The sequence below is a fragment of the Herbaspirillum seropedicae genome, assembly GCF_001040945.1.
In the GTDB taxonomy this organism is placed as follows: Bacteria; Pseudomonadota; Gammaproteobacteria; order Burkholderiales; family Burkholderiaceae_D; genus Herbaspirillum; species Herbaspirillum seropedicae.
Window position 1 is genome coordinate 4805560 of record NZ_CP011930.1, and the last position, 18461, is coordinate 4824020.

General features: G+C 56.4%; 17 protein-coding genes. All 17 read left to right on the forward strand.

The window, feature by feature from the left end; genetic code table 11:
• The first annotated feature begins 2 nt into the window (after window positions 1-2).
• The 17 genes from ACP92_RS20970 to wecB all read left to right on the forward strand — a co-directional run bounded on the left by ACP92_RS20970 (window position 3) and on the right by wecB (window position 18387).
• A complete protein-coding gene (locus tag ACP92_RS20970; protein WP_013236130.1) occupies window positions 3-764 on the forward strand; it encodes an AglZ/HisF2 family acetamidino modification protein in 762 nt (253 codons plus the stop codon).
• Window positions 761-1477, forward strand: coding sequence for a polysaccharide deacetylase family protein (locus tag ACP92_RS20975; RefSeq protein ID WP_013236131.1), 717 nt, complete (start codon window positions 761-763; stop codon window positions 1475-1477). The genes ACP92_RS20970 and ACP92_RS20975 overlap by 4 nt, the downstream gene beginning before the upstream one ends.
• Window positions 1470-2378, forward strand: coding sequence for a DapH/DapD/GlmU-related protein (locus ACP92_RS24085; RefSeq protein WP_013236132.1), 909 nt, complete (start codon window positions 1470-1472; stop codon window positions 2376-2378). The genes ACP92_RS20975 and ACP92_RS24085 overlap by 8 nt, the downstream gene beginning before the upstream one ends.
• Window positions 2378-2980 carry a hypothetical protein gene (locus ACP92_RS20985; protein WP_013236133.1) on the forward strand — a complete coding sequence of 201 codons (603 nt, stop codon included), beginning with the start codon at window positions 2378-2380 and terminating at the stop codon, window positions 2978-2980. The genes ACP92_RS24085 and ACP92_RS20985 overlap by 1 nt, the downstream gene beginning before the upstream one ends.
• A 4-nt stretch (window positions 2981-2984) precedes the next feature.
• The gene (locus ACP92_RS20990) at window positions 2985-3929 is read left to right on the forward strand and encodes a ketoacyl-ACP synthase III (protein WP_013236134.1); all 945 of its coding nucleotides are present in this window, start codon (window positions 2985-2987) and stop codon (window positions 3927-3929) included.
• Window positions 3916-4143 (forward strand): acyl carrier protein, encoded by a 228-nt coding sequence (locus tag ACP92_RS20995; RefSeq protein WP_013236135.1) that lies wholly within the window; start codon window positions 3916-3918, stop codon window positions 4141-4143. The genes ACP92_RS20990 and ACP92_RS20995 overlap by 14 nt, the downstream gene beginning before the upstream one ends.
• A gap of 115 nt (window positions 4144-4258) precedes the next feature.
• Window positions 4259-5743: a lipopolysaccharide biosynthesis protein gene (locus ACP92_RS21000; protein WP_041311283.1), complete on the forward strand. Its 1485-nt coding sequence runs from the start codon at window positions 4259-4261 to the stop codon at window positions 5741-5743.
• A 54-nt stretch (window positions 5744-5797) separates the two neighbouring features.
• A complete protein-coding gene (locus ACP92_RS21005; protein WP_041311285.1) occupies window positions 5798-7075 on the forward strand; it encodes a glycosyltransferase in 1278 nt (425 codons plus the stop codon).
• 48 nt (window positions 7076-7123) lie between these two features.
• Window positions 7124-9007, forward strand: a complete 1884-nt coding sequence (gene asnB, locus ACP92_RS21010) for an asparagine synthase (glutamine-hydrolyzing) (RefSeq protein WP_013236138.1) — start codon at window positions 7124-7126, stop codon at window positions 9005-9007.
• Complete coding sequence (locus tag ACP92_RS21015) at window positions 9004-10029, forward strand: glycosyltransferase (protein WP_013236139.1); 1026 nt, start codon at window positions 9004-9006, stop codon at window positions 10027-10029. The genes asnB (ACP92_RS21010) and ACP92_RS21015 overlap by 4 nt, the downstream gene beginning before the upstream one ends.
• On the forward strand, window positions 10022-11032 hold the full coding sequence (locus ACP92_RS21020) for a hypothetical protein (protein WP_041311287.1): 1011 nt from the start codon (window positions 10022-10024) through the stop codon (window positions 11030-11032). Before ACP92_RS21015 ends, ACP92_RS21020 begins: the two co-directional genes overlap by 8 nt.
• A 35-nt stretch (window positions 11033-11067) precedes the next feature.
• Window positions 11068-12951: an asparagine synthase (glutamine-hydrolyzing) gene (gene asnB, locus ACP92_RS21025; RefSeq protein WP_013236141.1), complete on the forward strand. Its 1884-nt coding sequence runs from the start codon at window positions 11068-11070 to the stop codon at window positions 12949-12951.
• 22 nt (window positions 12952-12973) lie between these two features.
• The gene (locus ACP92_RS21030; protein ID WP_013236142.1) at window positions 12974-14176 is read left to right on the forward strand and encodes a glycosyltransferase family 4 protein; all 1203 of its coding nucleotides are present in this window, start codon (window positions 12974-12976) and stop codon (window positions 14174-14176) included.
• Window positions 14177-14183: 7 nt separating this feature from the next.
• Complete coding sequence (locus ACP92_RS21035; RefSeq protein WP_013236143.1) at window positions 14184-15407, forward strand: glycosyltransferase family 4 protein; 1224 nt, start codon at window positions 14184-14186, stop codon at window positions 15405-15407.
• A complete protein-coding gene (locus tag ACP92_RS21040; protein ID WP_013236144.1) occupies window positions 15404-16261 on the forward strand; it encodes a dTDP-4-dehydrorhamnose reductase family protein in 858 nt (285 codons plus the stop codon). Before ACP92_RS21035 ends, ACP92_RS21040 begins: the two co-directional genes overlap by 4 nt.
• Window positions 16254-17264 carry a polysaccharide biosynthesis protein gene (locus tag ACP92_RS21045; protein WP_013236145.1) on the forward strand — a complete coding sequence of 337 codons (1011 nt, stop codon included), beginning with the start codon at window positions 16254-16256 and terminating at the stop codon, window positions 17262-17264. The genes ACP92_RS21040 and ACP92_RS21045 overlap by 8 nt, the downstream gene beginning before the upstream one ends.
• On the forward strand, window positions 17257-18387 hold the full coding sequence (gene wecB, locus ACP92_RS21050; RefSeq protein WP_013236146.1) for a non-hydrolyzing UDP-N-acetylglucosamine 2-epimerase: 1131 nt from the start codon (window positions 17257-17259) through the stop codon (window positions 18385-18387). The genes ACP92_RS21045 and wecB overlap by 8 nt, the downstream gene beginning before the upstream one ends.
• Window positions 18388-18461 lie beyond the last annotated feature (74 nt).

Consider the following 18461-nt stretch of genomic DNA (forward strand, 5'->3'; position numbering starts at 1 on the left):
ATATGCTGCGTACCCGAGTTATTCCAGCGCTGCTGTTGCAACATGAGAGTCTAGTGAAGACCCAGAGGTTTTCTACGTTTGATTATGTGGGAGACCCCTGCAATACGGTCCGAATCTTTAACGAACTCGAAGTGGACGAACTCTTTTTCCTCGACATCGCAGCTTCGCGCGAAAAGAAAGGGCCAAACCTTCAACTGCTCGCTGATATTGCCAATGAGTGTTTCATGCCACTCGGCTATGGCGGAGGGATCCGGAGCCTGGACGATGCTCGTTCAGTCTTCAGTATCGGGTTCGAGAAAGTGGCAGTGAATACCCACGCCCTGGAAAATCCGAGCCTCATCAGCGAGATCGCTACCGAATACGGCAGTCAGGCCGTGGTCGTATCCGTCGACGTAAAGGGCGGCGTGCTCGGGGGCCAGACGGTGCGTAGCCACAGCGGCCGGCATAATACCGGGCGCGACCCCGTCGCCTGGGCGCAAGAAGCGGAACGGCTGGGCGCTGGTGAACTCTTTTTGACAGCCATTGACCGCGAGGGAACGTGGTCCGGTTTTGACATAGACCTGGTCAAGAAAGTCACCGATGCGGTCAGCATTCCGGTGATCGCGCATGGCGGAGCCGGCAGCCTCTCCGATATCCGCAAGGTGGTCAAGCAAGCTGGGGCGTCGGCGGTGGCACTTGGCAGTATGGTGGTTTACCAGAAGCAGGGGAATGGCATCCTGGTGCATTTCCCCGAAACAAAAGAGCTAGAGGCTACCCTGGCATGAAGGCGGAATTCGAATTTACATTTGCCAAGCTCGAAGCCCAATACCGGCAAGCTCTCGATGCTGGCTATGCATTCCTCACTTGTGAGCAATATGCCCGCGAGAAGGACTTGCTTCCTCCACTGACAGTGGTCAATAGAGTAGACATCGATTTTTCGGCGAAAAAGGCGCATCGTCTTAGGGACATATATGACCGTCTTGGCATAAAGGCCTCGTTCTTTGTTCGCCTGCATGCGCCCGAATACAATCCATTCTCCTTTGAAAACTACCGCGTACTCAAGGCGATCCGTGATAGCGGCCACGAAATCGGCTACCACAGCGAAATCGTAGATCAGTCGGCCATCTGGAATGAAGACGCATCGGCGTGCCTGCGGCGTGATATCGATATCCTCAATCGCATGCTGGACATCGACATTCAAGGCGTCGCCAGCCACGGTGGGATGACCGGGCTGAACAACCTTGATTTCTGGAAGAATCACACACCCGATGAGTTTGGGCTGAAGTACGAAGCCTACGACAACGGTGAACGATTCAATCTTTTCAATCGCTCACTTTATGTCAGCGACTCTGAATGGACGCGCTGGAAATGTTATGAGAACGGAATTCTCCGGGACGGCGACCGTCGCAGCTTCGGCGAACATGTTACCGAGCGGCCTCCACTGATTTATCTGCTGATCCACTCCGACACCTATTTCGACAAGCACTTCTATGAATGAATTGCGCGCGTCTGATATTGCCCGCGCTCTCGGCGTCGCGCTGAGCGGGCCGGATCTGGTCATCAGGGGGGTCTCGTCCCTGTCAATTCCTCGTGCCGGCACCCTCAGCTTCCGTATCAACGCTTGGGATGCTCGACATCTACCCCGTCCGATATTGGTACTGGCGTCTGCAACACCTTCCGGCGAGGCAGAGGGGATCAGTGTCATCATCACCCCCCATCCGCGCCAGGCTTACGCGCACATCGTGGAGCAACTGCTGGCGCCAACTGTGCCCGGCATCGCATCAAGCGCCCTGATAGGAAACTCGGTGACCATCGCTCCAGGAGTAAGCATAGGCGAGGGCGTCATCATCGAAGATGACGTGCAGATCGGTGAGAACACGCGTATCGAGACCGGAGCATTAATTGGCCGTGGCTCACGTATCGGGGCCCGCAGCCGCATCGGCGCCCGCACCGTGATCGGCAATGAAGGCTTGGGCAGTTTCGAGACGGCCGATGGACAATTGCGCAATGTGCGCCATCTCGGCAATGTGCGCATTGGCGATGACGTGGAGATCGGCGCCTTGTGCGCAGTGGGACGTGGCACCATAGACGATACTGTCATCGGCAACAACACCCATATCGGTCCGCAGGTCAACATCGGGCACAACAGCGTGATTGGCATGCGTTGCCAGATCGCTGGGCGCAGCCACCTAAGTGGAAGCGTCGTTATCGAAGATGAGGCTAAGCTATGGGCGAACTGCACGCTCAAGGACGGAGTACGTATCGGAGCCGGCGCAACGGTAGGTATGGGGGCTCTCGTCAATCATGATGTACTTCCGGGCCAGACAGTCGCTACGCTACCAGCGATCAGGCTGCAGAAGCTGGCGCAATTCGTACACAATTTCAAATGGGGACGCTAATGAGCATCCAACGATACCCACTCACGCTGTCCTTCAAAGGTGAGCGTGATTATATTCAGGGACCCGACATATTCGACGCGGTAATTCAAGCGCTGTGCGCAGGTGCGGAAACGACCCGAGTTGCGCAGATTGATGTCGCGTTTCATCGACTGGCCCGTCGCGCAGTGGAACTGATCAATGACGATCAGGGGAGCGCCATGGATCCTGTGGCGATATGTCAGTACAGTATCGACGGCGTACGCCGCCAGGCTTTCGTGGTCGAGACAGGGACAGAGATTGTCGAGCGCCATCCTTATCCTGAAGAAGACATCATCGAGCGGATGAGTATTGATACTGACCAGCGGACCTGTGCTCTCGACATCGATCTGCCTTTTACGGACATGGAGCTGTGGGTCTCCATGACCAAGGCGCTGCACAAAGCGCTCTTTCCAGAGCTCAACGGCAAATGGCTATTCGTCCGCGCCCGCTTCGAGCACTATGCCCCGGATGCAAAAGGTTTTCGCACACTGGCATTCAAGTCCAACTTCAACAATAAACTGACGCGCTGCGAAGCAATGCGCGATGGGGCCAAGGTTGGTGAAATCTACTTCAGCATCGTGTGACGCCATGGCTATCGGAATCAAGGACATCGCGGTATATCTGCCTTCCGGACGGGAATCCAATCTCGATCTTGCAAGCCGGTTCGACGTAACAGAAGATTTCCTCGCCAACAAGATCGGTGTGCTCCATCGTACAACGCGCTCGCCGGGTCAAGAAACCAGCGACATGGCCTTTGAGGCCCTGGAACAGTTGCTGCGCCAAGGCAAGGTAGTGCGCGATGAAATCCAGGTCATGATCGTCGTGACCCAGAATCCAGATTCCCGCCTGCCCCACGTCTCTGGCTTGCTGCATGCGCGTGCAGCGCTGCCAAAACAGTGCGCGACCTTCGACCTCTCGCTTGGCTGCTCCGGATATGTCTATGGTCTTTCGGTATTGACCTCGTTCATGCAAGCCAACGGACTGGAGAAGGGTGTGCTGATCACCTGCGATCCCTACAGCAAGATCGTCGACCCCGAAGACAAGAACACCGTCCTGCTTTTTGGCGACGCGGCCACCGCTACCTTGGTGGGAGCCGACCCGGTGCTGGTACCAGCCTCGTTCGACTTCGGATCACAAGGCGACGCCACCGGGTCACTTCACGAGCGCGATGGCCGCCTGCACATGAATGGCCGCGACGTATTCAACTTCGCAGCAACTGTGGTCCCGGGGAGCGTCACGGCCACACTTGAGAAGGCGGGGCTGGACCGTGAAGATATCGACGTCTATCTATTCCATCAAGGCAGTCGCTACATTGTTGAAACACTGACCAAGCGACTCAAACTGGATTCGGCAAAGGTCCGCATCGACATCAACGACACCGGCAATACGGTGTCGTCATCGATTCCCTTGCTATTAGCTAAAGAACTGCATAACACCATCGCACAGCGCATCCTGCTGTGCGGTTTCGGCGTAGGCCTGTCGTGGGCCAGCTGCATTTGCCAAAGAACGGAGAAAACTCATGGTAACCACTGAAACCATCATCAACATCATCAAAGAGTCGGGCCTGGCCCAGGATATTTCGGCCTTTGATCCCGAAAAGACGTTCAAGCAGAACGGCATTGATTCCCTCGATGTATTCACGGTGCTGCTGACGATCGAGGAACAATTGAACGTCAAGTTCTCCGAACAAGAGTCCAACGAAATCCGTAGCGCGGCCGATATCGTCAAACTCATCAACTCGCGTTGATACTGTTGAAGCCGGCTCTCGGCATCAACGCGAATTACGAAACATATCCTCGCAGTCCTTGAACGATGTTGCCGGCCTCCTCGCGCCGGCATCTTCGTTGTCTGAGCATCCCCCCTTGAAAATCATCAATCCCGCCAAGCTTGCCCAACACGAACGTCTCTCCTTCCTGTTCAAGGATTCCGTCGTCTATGGCGGAGCCATGGCCGTCAGTCGCGCGTTCTCTCTGATCACGTTTCCTTTGGTTGCGCGCCACTTGTCGGTGGCCGAATACGGCACGCTGGACCTGTTCCTTGTGCTCGCGGGCTTCCTGGTAACCACACTGATCTTCGGACAGGATTCGGCGGTCGGACGTTTCTTCTATGAATATGAAGACCTGGAGCAGCGCAAGCAGGTCATCTCGCAATCTCTGGTGATCCAGGCTGTCGTCTGTCTCGGCGCCGTCGTGATTCTATTCTTGCTGTCCGGTCGGGTCGCGGCACTGGTCTCGACTGCCGACGGCTCAACACGCTACTTCAATATCGTCCTCGCGCAGGTGCCATTCACGTTGGCGGTCAACTTCGCTCAAAACCTGTTGAAGTGGACTTTTTCGCGACGGGCCTTCCTGATCATGTCGATCGGATATTCAGCGGCGCAGGCAAGTGGCCTGGCGATCGCCGTCTTCCTGTTCGATGTCAGCACGGAGACGGTATTGGTAGTCAACCTGATCACCAACATGCTATTCGGCGTGCTAGGGTTGTTCATGGTCCGCACTTGGCTGGTGCGGCCAAGGAGTCTGTATCTTGCCAGGGATTTGCTACGCTTCGCGCTTCCTATCGGCATCATCTGCATGCTGGGTGCAGCGGTTCCTATGCTGGAACGTCAATCGGTGGAAAAGCTGCTGGGTGTGGAAGGACTTGGACTGTATGCGGCCGGTTCCAAACTGGCGATGTTGCTGACCCTCGTCATTGGCTCCTTCCAGACGGCCTGGGCCCCTTTCTCAACAGCGATTCATCGCGAGCAGGATGCCGCACAGACCTACAACCTCGTCCTGGGCTTCTTCTCGCTGCTGGTCTGCGTCTTGACCATGATGCTTGATAGCGTGGCTACGCCCCTGCTGACCCTGCTGGCCTCGCAACGTTATGCTGGCGCTACCGTGGTGGTGTTTCCACTGGCCATGGCAACCGCAGTACAGTCAATCAGCTGGGTGACGGAGATCGGCATCGGGCTGTCGAAACGAACCTCGCGTAGCGTATATCCCCACCTGATCTATATCGCCGCCATCGCCGGTGCGATGTTGCTTCTGGTTCCATTGCTGGGATTGGCCGGTGCAGCGCTGTCAATGATGGTGGCGCAGATCCTGCGTTCCGTTACAGCCAGTTGGCTGGCACAGCGCGTCTATCCGCTGCCCTGGATTTATGACTGGGTCGTCAAAGTGGTTGCCTGTACATTTATCACTGGCCTTGTCGCGCACGGCATCCTGGCAAGATGGATAGGATCGTGGAGTGTCGCGCCGCTCTACCTGCTTGCCAGCACGGCGTTGTGTGTCTACTTTTGGCGCAGGCAACTGAGCTCTTCGGCAAAGATGCGCATCGCCTCCATGCTGTCACGCGCCGACAAATAAAACTCCATCTAGTAAAGTACATCCCTCCGAATGAAAATCGGTCTTATTGGAAACATGAACAATAACAACTTCGCGTTGTTGCGCCACCTGCTGGATCTGGGTGCAGACGCTGAGTTGCTGCTCATGGCCGATGATGGGATCGGCGCCCTGGCACATTTTTCACCTGAAAGCGACACCTGGGACCTCAGCCGCTGGGCTGCGCGCATTCGACAGCTTGATGCTCCCAACCGGTTCATCTCGGCAATCGGAAGCGAGTTTCCCTGGAACCTCATGTTCTGGGCGAAGCACATGCTGTCCGTAGCGCGCGGCAATCCCCACCCCAAACTAACCCGCCCGCTCTCTGCTTCCCGCCTGGATAGAACGCTGCGCCCCTATGATCGCCTGGTCGGCTCCGGAATAGCACCTGCGTTGCTGATGTCGGCAGGGCGCCGTCTGGACGTGTTCTACCCATATTCTTCTGGTGTCGAATGGGTCGGCGACCCTGACGTGACTGCATTGATGAAGGGGCAAGACCGGCTCAAGCGCGCTGGCGCTCTCCGTGTGCGCGACAAACAGATCGCTGGCATACGGGCCTCCAGGCATGTCGTTTCCAGCGACATCGGCTACACGGCGCAGGTCTTCGCAGAAATGGGAATCTCCCCCCTTCTCATGCAATTGCCGATGCTCTACAAGGAAGCGTCACCGGCGACCTACCCTCCGCAACTGTCTGCGCTGCTGGACCAATTGAGTCATTACGACCTGCGCTTCATCTCGCATGCTCGACATCGCTGGTGCAATACCGGGGATTTCCAGGACGACGAATGGGAATTCAGGTACTCGAAGCATAACAACTGGATCATTCATGCCTTCGCGCAGTTCCAGCGACAGCGTCCGCATGTGCGCTCAGTACTTGTCCTGCTGGACTATGGTACCGACGCAACCAATTCAAGACTGCTCTGCCAGGAGCTGGGGATCTCGGAGAGCGTACTGTGGATAGAACGTATGCCGCGCATGCAACTGCTGGAAGTCATCAATGCCTGCGACGTAGGAATCGGAGAATTTTATTCCATGCCTCGCATGATCTGGGGCGGCACAGCCCTCGAGATCATGGCGTGTGCAAAGCCTCTGGTGCAGGGCTTTGTTTTTGACGACGGTGAATTCCAGTCTCTTTACGGCTCGGCACCACCACCAATGTGTGCCGTCCGCACGCAGGAAGATCTGACACGCTGGCTGCTGCAACTTGGAGACAGTCCCTTGTTGCGATCCAGGCTAGGCGAAGAAGGACTCCGTTGGTTCGATAGCTATAACGGCCGCGGACTGGCGCGTCAATGGCTTGATCTGATCGCGGCTTAACCACGGTCAACGCGCACAACAATCAACAAGTATGAGAAAGATTCACTTATGTGTGGAATAGCAGGCATCCTGATGAACCAGGCTGCATTGCCCGACGTATCGGTACTGCGCGCCATGGCTGCCTCCATGGCATTCCGTGGCCCGGACGACGAAGGCATTCACGTCGCACCATCCATTGGCCTGGTGCATCGGCGTCTGTCAATCCGCGACCTCAGTTCTGCCGGCCACTGCCCCATGAGCACCGCCGATGGTCGTTATACCTTGGTCTTCAACGGCGAAATCTACAACTGGCGCGAACTGCGTGCTGAACTCGAGTCCATGGGACAGGTGTTCCATAGTCAGTCCGACACGGAAGTAGTGCTACAGGCTTATAACGCTTGGGGAACCGACGTAATAGCCAGGCTGGAGGGCATGTTCGCCCTCGCGGTCTGGGATGACCAGGCAGGCAGCTTGTTCCTGGCGCGTGATCGCATGGGCGAGAAGCCGCTGTACTATGCCCGGACTGACCAAGGGTTGGCCTTCAGCTCCTCGCCATCGGCCGTCTTGCACGCAACGGGGCCATTGCCGCTTGATCCGATGGGTATTGCCTGCCATCTTTCCCACACCTTCATACCGGCCACGCATACAGGCTGGGCCGGCCTGCGTGTGCTTGCTCCGGCCACCTGGCTGCTGGCGCATGCTGATGGACGTATCGAAGAGCGCCGCTACTGGGATTTCCCCCGGACGTCGCCCAAGCCGATCGCCTGGGCAGATGCGCTATCCGAAGTCGAGTCTATTCTGGACGACAGTGTCCAGCGCACATTGGACGCTGATGTCGAGGTCGGCGTATTCCTTAGCGGCGGTGTCGATTCATCACTGATCGCTGCCCTGGCCGCTCGGCACAATAAGCGGGTCAAGGCTTTTTCGATTGGATTCGCTGAAGTCCAGTACAACGAATTGCCTTACTCGGAGGCCGTCGCAAAGCATCTGGGTATCGAGCAGCACGTCCATATTGTCACTTGCGACGATATCATCGACGCCTTGCCTCATCTGGTCCGCCAATATGGACAACCTTTCGGCGACGCATCGGCATTACCGACCTATCTGGTATCGCGGCTGGCGCGCCAGCATGCCAAGGTCTGCCTTAGTGGCGATGGCGGCGATGAACTGTTCGGCGGCTACTGGCGCCTGCAGGCAGGCGTCTATGCCGCGCGTTATGGCGCCTTGGTTCCCACGTGGCTGAGGCGCCATGCCGTGCCGGCCGTGGCTTCCCGTCTAGGCCGGCTCGGACGGCGCCTGGACGCGATGAACACCTTGTCCTTGGCCGAAGCCGGATCGGGATATACGAATTCGGAAAGCTGGTTCAATCATCTCCAGCAGGTCGCAGGTCCGAACCTGCTGCCGGCCCTCGACATGGAGAAACTGGTCGCCGCACGTGTCGGCAAGGCGACAAATCGTCCCGAGGCCAGCATCGTGCAACGCCTGCTTTACGATGATATCCAGATTCAGTTCCCCGACGCCCTGCTGGCAAAAGTGGATGTCGCCAGTATGGCGGCATCGCTGGAAGTACGCGAACCCTTCCTCACTCCGCGCCTGCTGGAATTCGCCTGGGGTCTGCCCGATCACACCAAGCTGAAGTGGGGAAACCGCAAAGCATTGCTCAAGGAAATCGCCGCCCGGCACGTACCAAGGGATGTCGTCTATCGCCCGAAGATGGGTTTCGCAAGCCCTCTGGACAAATGGTTCAAAGGGGAGCTGGGGGAGTACGGTGCCAGTCTGTTCGAACACAGCGTGGCAGTTGCGTCCGGATATGTGGCCCCCGGCATATTTGAAACAACGCTGGCCCGGCACCGCCAGAGTGGAAAGGAAGCAACGCGGCTTTGGCTGCTGCTCTGGCTGGAGCTATGGTTCCGCACCCAACAGGCAGAGGCTGACGTGAAGGAAGCTCTGTGACCTCTCGGCATCAGCGTCTTATCTATGTCGGCAATCTCGACTCCGTCCTGTTTCGCCAACGGGTCGCCCGTATCCAGGAGTTGCTCGGCGAGCCGTCGCATACAGTGCTCGATACTGGTCGTCGCAAACGGATTGATACGTTGCGATTCCTGATTGCCTGCGCCTGTGTGATGATCAGGATCCTGCTATCTCCAGCGCCAGCAAAGATTCTCCTGCATGGCGCTTACAGTCCAGTACTGTGGTTGCTACTGCTGCTGCGCAGAGTACACGCGGTTTCCATCTTGCAAGGCTCTGAACTCAATGTCGATTTCACCGGCCTGCGCGTCCGGCTCATTACCCTTATCTTGCGGCGCTCTGCCCTGGTGGTCTGCCGCAATGAGGCTCAGCGCAAGCTCGCTGTCGAGCTAGGTCAAGCTCAACCCGGGCGCTGTGTAATCGTGAACTGGGGCCTGAAAGATGAGCTGTTCACCGTTCCTTTCCCGCCTCGCCAGGCTGAGCCGGTTCTCATTTCCCCGCGCGCAACACAGCGTGAATACAATATTCAGGCCATCTTCGCCGCTGTCGCCAGACTCAAGAAGGAAGGTCAACGCTTCCGCTTCATCTACGTACGCTTCAATCCTACCTTTACGCTGGACGACCTCAGTGCCGCAGACGAGGTTCTGGAAGCGCCGCCGCAGAATCTTCTGTGGGAGAAAATAGCTCAAGCCGATCTATGCATCAGCGTACCGGACTATGACGGCCTATCCAATACGGTTCTGGAAACCCTGGCGCTTGGCACGATGCCACTCTACAGTGAGCTTCCTCCCTACGCGTTTTTGAAGCAAGATGCCCGCCTGGGCATCAGCGCAGGACTGGGCGACTCATTCGAACAGAATGTGCAGCGCTTAGAGGAAACGATCAAACACGCGCTCTCACAACTTGAAGAAATCCGATCCGGCTCTCAGTTTCGACGCGACTTTGCTGAGACGCACTTCAGGAACGGCTCTGGGGTAGAACATATCATCGGAGCATTACGTGCTTGAACAGCGCAAAAAAAATTTCTGGCTGATGTTATGCCTGGCCATGCTCGGCCTGGCATACGCCTTCTATTCGTCGCTACCCATCCGGGATCCGTCCTCCGCGCTCTTCAGCAATGACGAGGGACTGTATCTTTCCTATGGTGCACGCGGTGCCATCATGGCGGAACTGAGGTACGGTCTGTTCTCACTGCTGGTGCGGATCTACTTCCTCATTGTGAGCGATCCATTCTGGGTGGCGGTGCTTCACAAGTCGCTCTCTCTGGCAGCATTCCTGCTCTTCCAACCCATGTTGGTGCGAAAGCATGGATATCGGCCCTTTGTACTCCTCTATCTCGCCTTCACCTTTCTGAACGGGCATTTCTTGCGCGATGGAATGATTTTCCTTTTTGTCCTGCTGGCGGTGGCCTATGCTGATTCCGGCAGCCTGATTCGCAGGTATCTCGCCCAGTTTCCGCTCGTACTGATTCGTCCCCAGGCACTGCTGCTCTTTTTCCCGCTTAGGATCTCCGTCATACTGGTGGCGTATTTCTTCCTGTTCATGCGCCATTTGTATGCGACCGAGCATCCCGGAATCGACATGGCACTATCAGAGGGCAACATTCATTTAATAAAAACAAGCACCCCTCTCACGCTGATCACCCTAGCCAATATCAATCCGCTGGCAAGCCTGAATTTTCATCTCAACAACGGAAGTTATCTGGAGGCCTGCCTGACGATATTTGGCTCGTTCTCCATGTTCCTTGTCTTCTCACAGATGACATTGGCTCTGCATTGGCCGCAATATCGCCACACCTACATTCCTCGCTTGTGGATGGGCGTGATTGGGCTGTTGATCATGTACGCTTCAATTGAACAGACTATCGATAAGCGCGTTTTTATTTCGTTGTTCTCACCCTTTATTATCTTCGTCAATCCAACACTGATGCGTGGACGCACCTTCGTCTGGCTGATAGGTGTATGGGTCGCCATGCTGATCATCCGCATGCTCTTCGGAAATACCGGATAATTGCGGCCCGCGAAAACAACTGAACTCGACTATTTATGTGCGGCATAGCTGGCAGTTTCTGGAAAAACTCCGACCTACAGTCCAACATCAGGATGGAGCGCGCCTTGCAGATCATGCGGGAGCGCGGCCCCAATCATCAGGATTACCACCGTCACGATACCGCCGGCGGCAGCGCTCTGCTTGGCCAGACTCGCCTGTCGGTCATCGATCTGTCTGAACAGGCAAGCCAGCCGATGTACTCGCCAGATGGCCGCTACGGGCTGATCTTCAACGGCGAAATATACAACTACATTGAATTGCGGGAAGAACTGGCACGTGCCGGCAGGAATTTCCATACTCAGTCCGACACCGAGGTCCTGCTTGCTGCATGGGAGGCATGGGGAGAGGCGGCGCTACGACGTCTTACCGGCATGTTCGCCTTTGCCGTGTTCGACTTCCAGCTCCGGACCTGCACGCTGGTGCGCGATGCATTCGGCATCAAGCCGTTATTTTACGCGTCCACGGGAGAAGGCTTCTACTTTGCATCGGACACCCGTGCCATGCGTGCGCTGGCCCCATGCTCGCCGGCACTGAACTGGCAGCGTGCCTACGATTATCTGGTGCACGGCGAATACGATTTCGGCAACGAAACGTTCTTCAGCGAATTCTCCAGTCTCAGTCCGGGGCACATGATCGAAGTGCCTCTGGACCAGGCTCGCACCATGTTGCCGCGATGCTGGTGGAAACCCTCAATCATCAAGGATTCCACAAGCTCCTTCGAAGAAGCCAGCATGCAGTTGCGCGAGCTGTTGTTGGAGAGTGTGAAACTTCATCTGCGCAGCGACGTCCCTTTGGGCGCGGCATTATCGGGAGGTATTGACTCGTCAGTCATCGTGTGCGCCATGCGGCAGATCGAACCCGATCTGCCGATCCATACGTTCAGTTTCGTCGCCAGCGAAAGCGCCGTATCTGAAGAACACTGGGTGGACCTGGTCAATAAGCATGTTGGCGCAATAGCGCACAAAGTACACGTAACACCAGAGGAGCTTGCCCATGATCTGGAGAGTCTCATCGACACTCAGGGCGAGCCCTTCGGCAGCACCAGCATCTATGCGCAATATCGCGTTTTCAAGCTGGCACAGCAAAACGGCGTCACTGTCACGCTGGATGGTCAGGGGGCCGACGAGATGATGGGCGGCTATAACGGCTATCCAGGACAGCGGATGCTGAGTCTGCTGGATAAAGGTGCTTATGTCCAGGCGTTGACGTTCCTGCGCAATTGGGCCGCCTGGCCTGGAAGAAGCCCGATTGAGGGTCTCAAACGCCTGGTCGGCGCAGGCAGTTCGGGGCAATTCAACAGCATTCTGCGCCGCCTCAACGGAATGCAGAACATCCCTGACTGGATCCGCCCTGGGCCATTGCGCGAAGCAGGTGTACGCCTGAGCTATCCGCAAGCCCAGCCAATTGCACCCGATCACGGGCGCAGGATGATGGCATTCCTGGCGCAATCCTTGACCGAGCGTGGACTGCTGGGACTTCTAAGGCACGGTGACCGCAATTCGATGCGTTTCTCCGTCGAAAGTCGCGTCCCCTTCCTCACGACCGGACTGGTTGAATTCATGCTGCGCCAACCTGAAGAATATCTTGTCTCCCCCAGCGGAGAAACCAAGGCCCTGTTACGCGCGTCAATGCGCGGCATCGTTCCTGACGCAGTGCTGGACCGCCGGGACAAAATCGGTTTTGCCACTCCCGAAAAAGCCTGGATGTTCAGTATGGCAGACACCGTCCGCCAGTGGCTGGCCGACGATACGGGATTGCCTTTTCTTGATCAAGCGGCGATATGCGAACACTTCGAGCAGATCCTCGCTGGCAAACGTCCCTACACCTGGCAAGTGTGGCGCTGGATCAATTTCATTCGTTGGTACAAAGGCCTGAACTAGGTCTCTTTGCTTAGGGTTTTCCTTGCGCGTTCTTTATCTCCACCCCGCGGGCGCCTATGGCGGCGCCTCCAAGAGCCTCATCGAACTATTCAGCCTGATGCGTCAATCCGCGATTGACGGCACCGTACTGACTCCCGGCGGCAGCGCAGCTAGTGCATTCGCCGATGCTGGCATGTCAGTGGTTCCGGTTCGCGGTCTAAGCCAGTTTGACAATACTCGATACGGACATTATCGCCGTCTACGCTGGATCATCCTCTTGCGCGAGCTGCTGTTCCTGCCAGGATCGCTATGGACGCTATGGCGCATGCGCGGGGAGCAGTTCGATGTCATTCACGTCAATGAAATAACCCTGCTGCCTCTTGGAATCATCGCCAAGAAGATCTTCAGGCGGCCTATGGTGATACACGTGCGCTCGCTGCAATGCGCCCCTCCCGGTAACTGGCGTACGCGGCTCGTCAACGGTTGGTTAGCACGTCATGCCGACGCGGTCGTTCCAATCGATCATACCGTAGCGGCAACACTTGGTCGCGATCTGTCCCTGGAGATCGTTCACAACGGATTGCGTGTCGATGCTGGCAAGCACCTCGACGGAGCAGCACAAGGCGCCCGCGGCACAGTCAGGGTGGGATTCATGGGCGTTCTGATCGCCCTTAAGGGAATTTACGAGCTGCTTGAGGCCATGCGTATCCTGAAGAATCGGGGCGTTGCCATCGAATGTGTCATAGCGGGAGAAAATGCCCGGAACCTGAAAGGCCTGCGGGCCTGGGTCCTGCGCAAGCTCGGTTTTGCAAGAAACGTAAGGGCGGACCTTGAACAAATGATCCACGACTACGGTTTGGAAAAACATGTCCAGCTACTCGGATTCGTCAAGGACGTACGTTCTCTTTATCCGACGCTGGATATTCTCTGCTTCCCGTCGCACCTGGATGCTGCGGGCCGCCCCGTCTTCGAGGCAGCGTTCTATTCCATCCCCAGTGTCGTGGCCGTCAAAGACCCGTTGCCTGACGCCGTGTTGCACGAACATACCGGTCTTGCCATCCCTTCTCCCGAACCCGAGCTAATTGCCGATGCACTGCAACGGCTTGCCGAGGACCATGTCTTGCGTCAGACACTGGGCCGCCAGGCGCGCGACTGGGCGATTAGTAATTTTTCCATTGAAAGCAGCGCCAGCACCATGGTGGCGATTTATCGGCGACTGCGATCAAAAGACGAAAGAAAGCAGTAAAACAGTTATGCGTGTCCTGATCGTCTCTCAATATTTCTGGCCTGAAGGCTTTCGCATCAACGAGCTGGCAGAGTCGCTCGTCCAACGTGGCATTGATGTCGATGTACTCACCGGCAAACCCAATTATCCCGAAGGCAAGATATACGAAGGATATAAGGCCAGAGGCTGCGTACGGGAATCCTGGCAAGGTGCGAATATTTTCCGGGTTCCGTTGTTTCCGCGTGGGTTCAGAAGCGCAAGTCGCCTAGCCCTCAACTATCTGTCGTTCATATTGTCGGCCGCAATCGCAGGTACCTGGCAACTCCGCCGTATCAAGAGCGACGTCATCTTCGTGTATGCTCCCTCCCCGTTGCTGCAAGCGCTTCCGGCTTTGCTCATCGGCTGGTTCAAACGCATCCCGGTGGTACTCTATGTTCAGGACCTATGGCCGGAGAGCCTCGAGGCCACGGGCTATGTCCGCAACCGCCTTGCCATCCGCATGGTCGAGTGGGTGGTGAAGCTGATCTATCGCCGCTCCGATCTGATCCTGGTATCTTCGCTACCGTTCAGAGGCTCCATACAACGATTTTCACCTTCGGCGGAGATTGTTTATTATCCCAACTCCGTGGATGCTTCCTTCTGCGACCCGCAGAGCGGACTCAAGCCGGATGTTCCCGCCCTGGATGAAGGCTTTCGCGTGATCTTCGCAGGCAATGTGGGCGCGGCACAGGCGGTACACGTCATCGTCGACGCAGCGCAACGCCTGAAGGAACATCGCGACATCCGGCTGGTGGTGCTGGGTTCGGGAAGCGAGCTCGAATGGATGCGTACACAGATCCAAGAGCGGGAACTGGACAATCTGTTCCTGGCGGGGCGCTTCCCTGTCCAGGCGATGCCAAACCTGTTGTCCCGTGCCGACGCCCTGCTGGTTACGCTAGCCGACCGGAAGATTTTTGCTGAAACCGTTCCCAACAAGATCCAGGCATATATGGCCGTGGGTCGTCCGATCATCGCATCAATGAACGGAGAGGGAGCAAGGATCGTGCAGGAAGCCAACGCGGGAATCGCGGTTGCAGCCGAAGACGGGGCCGCTATGGCGGACGCGGTCCTGAGACTGCATGCGATGTCTCAAGCTGATCGTGATCAACTTGGCGAAAACGGCAAGCGATACTACCGTCAGAATTTCGACCATGAGCAATTAGTGGATGACTTAGTTGGTCATTTGACCAAGATGATGAAAGTAAAAAAATGAAAGTACTGGTTCTCGGCGCCAGCGGCATGATCGGCCGCACCATGTTCCACGTCCTATCGCAACGTCCCGGATGGGAAGTCTGTGCAATCGTGCGCGCAAAGACATTTGAGGTTGGGGCACCGGTTGTGACAGGCATCGACCTGAGCAACCAAGATCATATGGAACGTCTCTTTGCCCAGAGGCGCCCGGATGTCGTGGTGAACTGCGCGGGCCTGACGAAGCATTTGCCCGAGGGCAATGCCCACATCCCAGCCCTTACCATGAATGCCCTGCTCCCGCATCGTCTTGCTCAACTGTGCGACATCGCCGATGCGCGGCTGATCCACGTGAGCACGGACTGCGTGTTTTCAGGCGACGCTGGCAACTACAAGGAGCAGGACACGCCCGACGCCACTGACGTATATGGCAGGACCAAAGCGCTGGGCGAAGTGACAGCTGGCAATGCGCTCACCCTGCGCACTTCCACCATCGGACACGAGCATGGCACTCAATTCGGCCTGCTGGAATGGTTCCTGGCCCAGACCCAGTGCAAGGGATTCCGGCATGCCATCTTCTCAGGATTGCCAACGGTAGAATTCGCGCGCGTGGTGAGGGATATCGTCATCCCGGATTCCTCACTGAAGGGGCTATATCATGTTGGCGCCAGCCCCATCGATAAACTCAGCCTGTTACAGACAATCGCACGCGTTTACAAGAGGGACATTGCCATCACAGTCGATGAAGAGTTCCGGATTGACCGGAGCCTGAATGCCGACAAATTTGCGGCAGCGACTGGATATCGGGCACCAGCCTGGCCGGTACTGATAGAGGCAATGTACGAAGACCACACTTCCAGGAAGCAATCCAATGTTTGACGACAGTGTTTTGATGATCACCGGGGGCACTGGCTCCTTCGGACAGACCGTGCTCAATCGTTTCCTTAACACCGGCGTCCGTGAAATCCGCGTGTTCAGCCGCGACGAGAAAAAACAAGAGGACCTCCGCATCGCCCTCAACAACGAGAAACTGCGCTTCTATATCGGCGATGTCCGCGACCCGGACAGCCTCCGTGCCGCCATGAAGGGGGTTGATTATGTTTTTCACGCAGCTGCGCTGAAACAGGTGCCTTCGTGCGAGTTCTATCCAATGGAGGCGGTCAAGACCAACGTGATCGGCACCGAAAACGTCCTGAGAGTTTCCTCTGAATGCGGAGTACGCAGAGTCGTAGTGCTCAGCACCGATAAGGCGGTCTATCCGATCAATGCCATGGGAATCTCAAAAGCCATGGCTGAAAAAGTCATGGTCGCAGCAGCACGAACGCAGCGGCAAGGCGAGACTGTATTTTGCGCTACCCGTTATGGCAACGTCATGGCTTCCCGCGGCTCGGTCATTCCCCTGTTCGTCTCACAGATCAAGGCTGAGAAGCCCATCACGATCACCGATCCGAACATGACGCGCTTCCTCATGTCACTCGAAGATTCGGTGGACCTGGTGTTATATGCGTTCCAGCACGGTCAGCAAGGAGATATCTTCGTCCAGAAAGCGCCCGCCTCCACTGTTGCAGATCTGGCATCGGCGCTCAAGGAACTGTTTTCCAGCGATACCGTGGTCAAGACCATTGGCACCCGCCACGGAGAGAAGCTTTACGAATCGCTCATCTCACGCGAAGAAATGGCACATGCACAAGATATGGGCGACTACTACCGTATCCCTGCCGACAACCGAGACCTCAACTATGCGAAGTATTTCAGCGAGGGAGATCAGGATATTTCCTTGTTTGATGACTACACTTCGCACAACACCCGCCGCCTCAATGTAGAACAAATCAAGCAACTGTTACTGGGGCTGGATTTTATCAAGGAAGAACTCAATGCTTAAAGTCATGACCATTGTTGGAACGCGCCCTGAACTCATCAAGATGAGCAGAGTGATCGCGGAACTGGATCAGCACACCCAACATATTCTGGTTCATACCGGACAAAACTACGACTACGAACTCAATCAGCTGTTCTTTGAAGATCTGGCGATCCGCAAGCCTGACCATTTTCTGGAAGCTGTAGGCGTTAACGCGGCACAGACCATTGCCCGCGTCATCGAAAAATCCGATGAAGTCATGGAAAAGGAGAAGCCAGATGCCGTGCTGCTTTATGGAGACACCAATTCATGCTTGGCGGTCATCTCTGCGAAACGGCGCAAGATTCCTGTTTTCCACATGGAAGCGGGCAATCGCTGCTTCGACCAGCGCGTTCCCGAAGAGCTCAATCGCAAGGTACTGGACCATCTCAGCGACATCAACCTGGTACTGACCGAACATGCTCGCCGTTACTTGATTGCCGAAGGTGTTCGCCCCGAGACCATCATCAAGACTGGCTCGCACATGCGTGAAGTACTGGACCACTACATGCCGAAGATCCAGTCCTCTGACATCCTGTCGCGCATGGGACTGGAACAGGGCCGCTACTTCATCGTCAGCGCTCACCGGGAAGAAAACGTGGACACGCCCGAGAATCTCATCGACATGGTGGAGACCCTCAACGCCCTGGCACAGCAATACCAGGTCCCGGTCATCGTTTCCACGCATCCGCGCACCCAAAAGCGTCTGGACGCACTCAATATCGGCAATCTCGATAGCCGCATCCAGTTCCTCAAACCATTCGGATTCTGCGATTACGTCAAGCTGCAGATGGAAGCGCTGTGTGTTGTCTCAGACAGCGGCACCATCACTGAAGAAGGTTCCCTGCTGAACCTTCCCGCCGTCACTATTCGCAACGCACATGAGCGCCCGGAAGGCATGGACGTTGGCACCCTGATCATGGCTGGCCTCAAGAAAGACCGCGTTCTGGATGCCGTAGCCGTGATCATCGCACAGCACCAGCGCGGTTCGCGCGTGGTTGCTGCCGTCGAGGATTACGAAGCGCTGGCGGTATCGAAGAAGATTCTGCGTATCGTGCTCAGCTACACCGACTACGTCAATCGCACTGTCTGGCGCAAGCCTTCCTGAACCATGAGTTCCTTTGCAACCAGTTCCCTGCTGAGCGGTAGGAAAGGTGGCTGCAAACGCAGCCCTTGGGCACC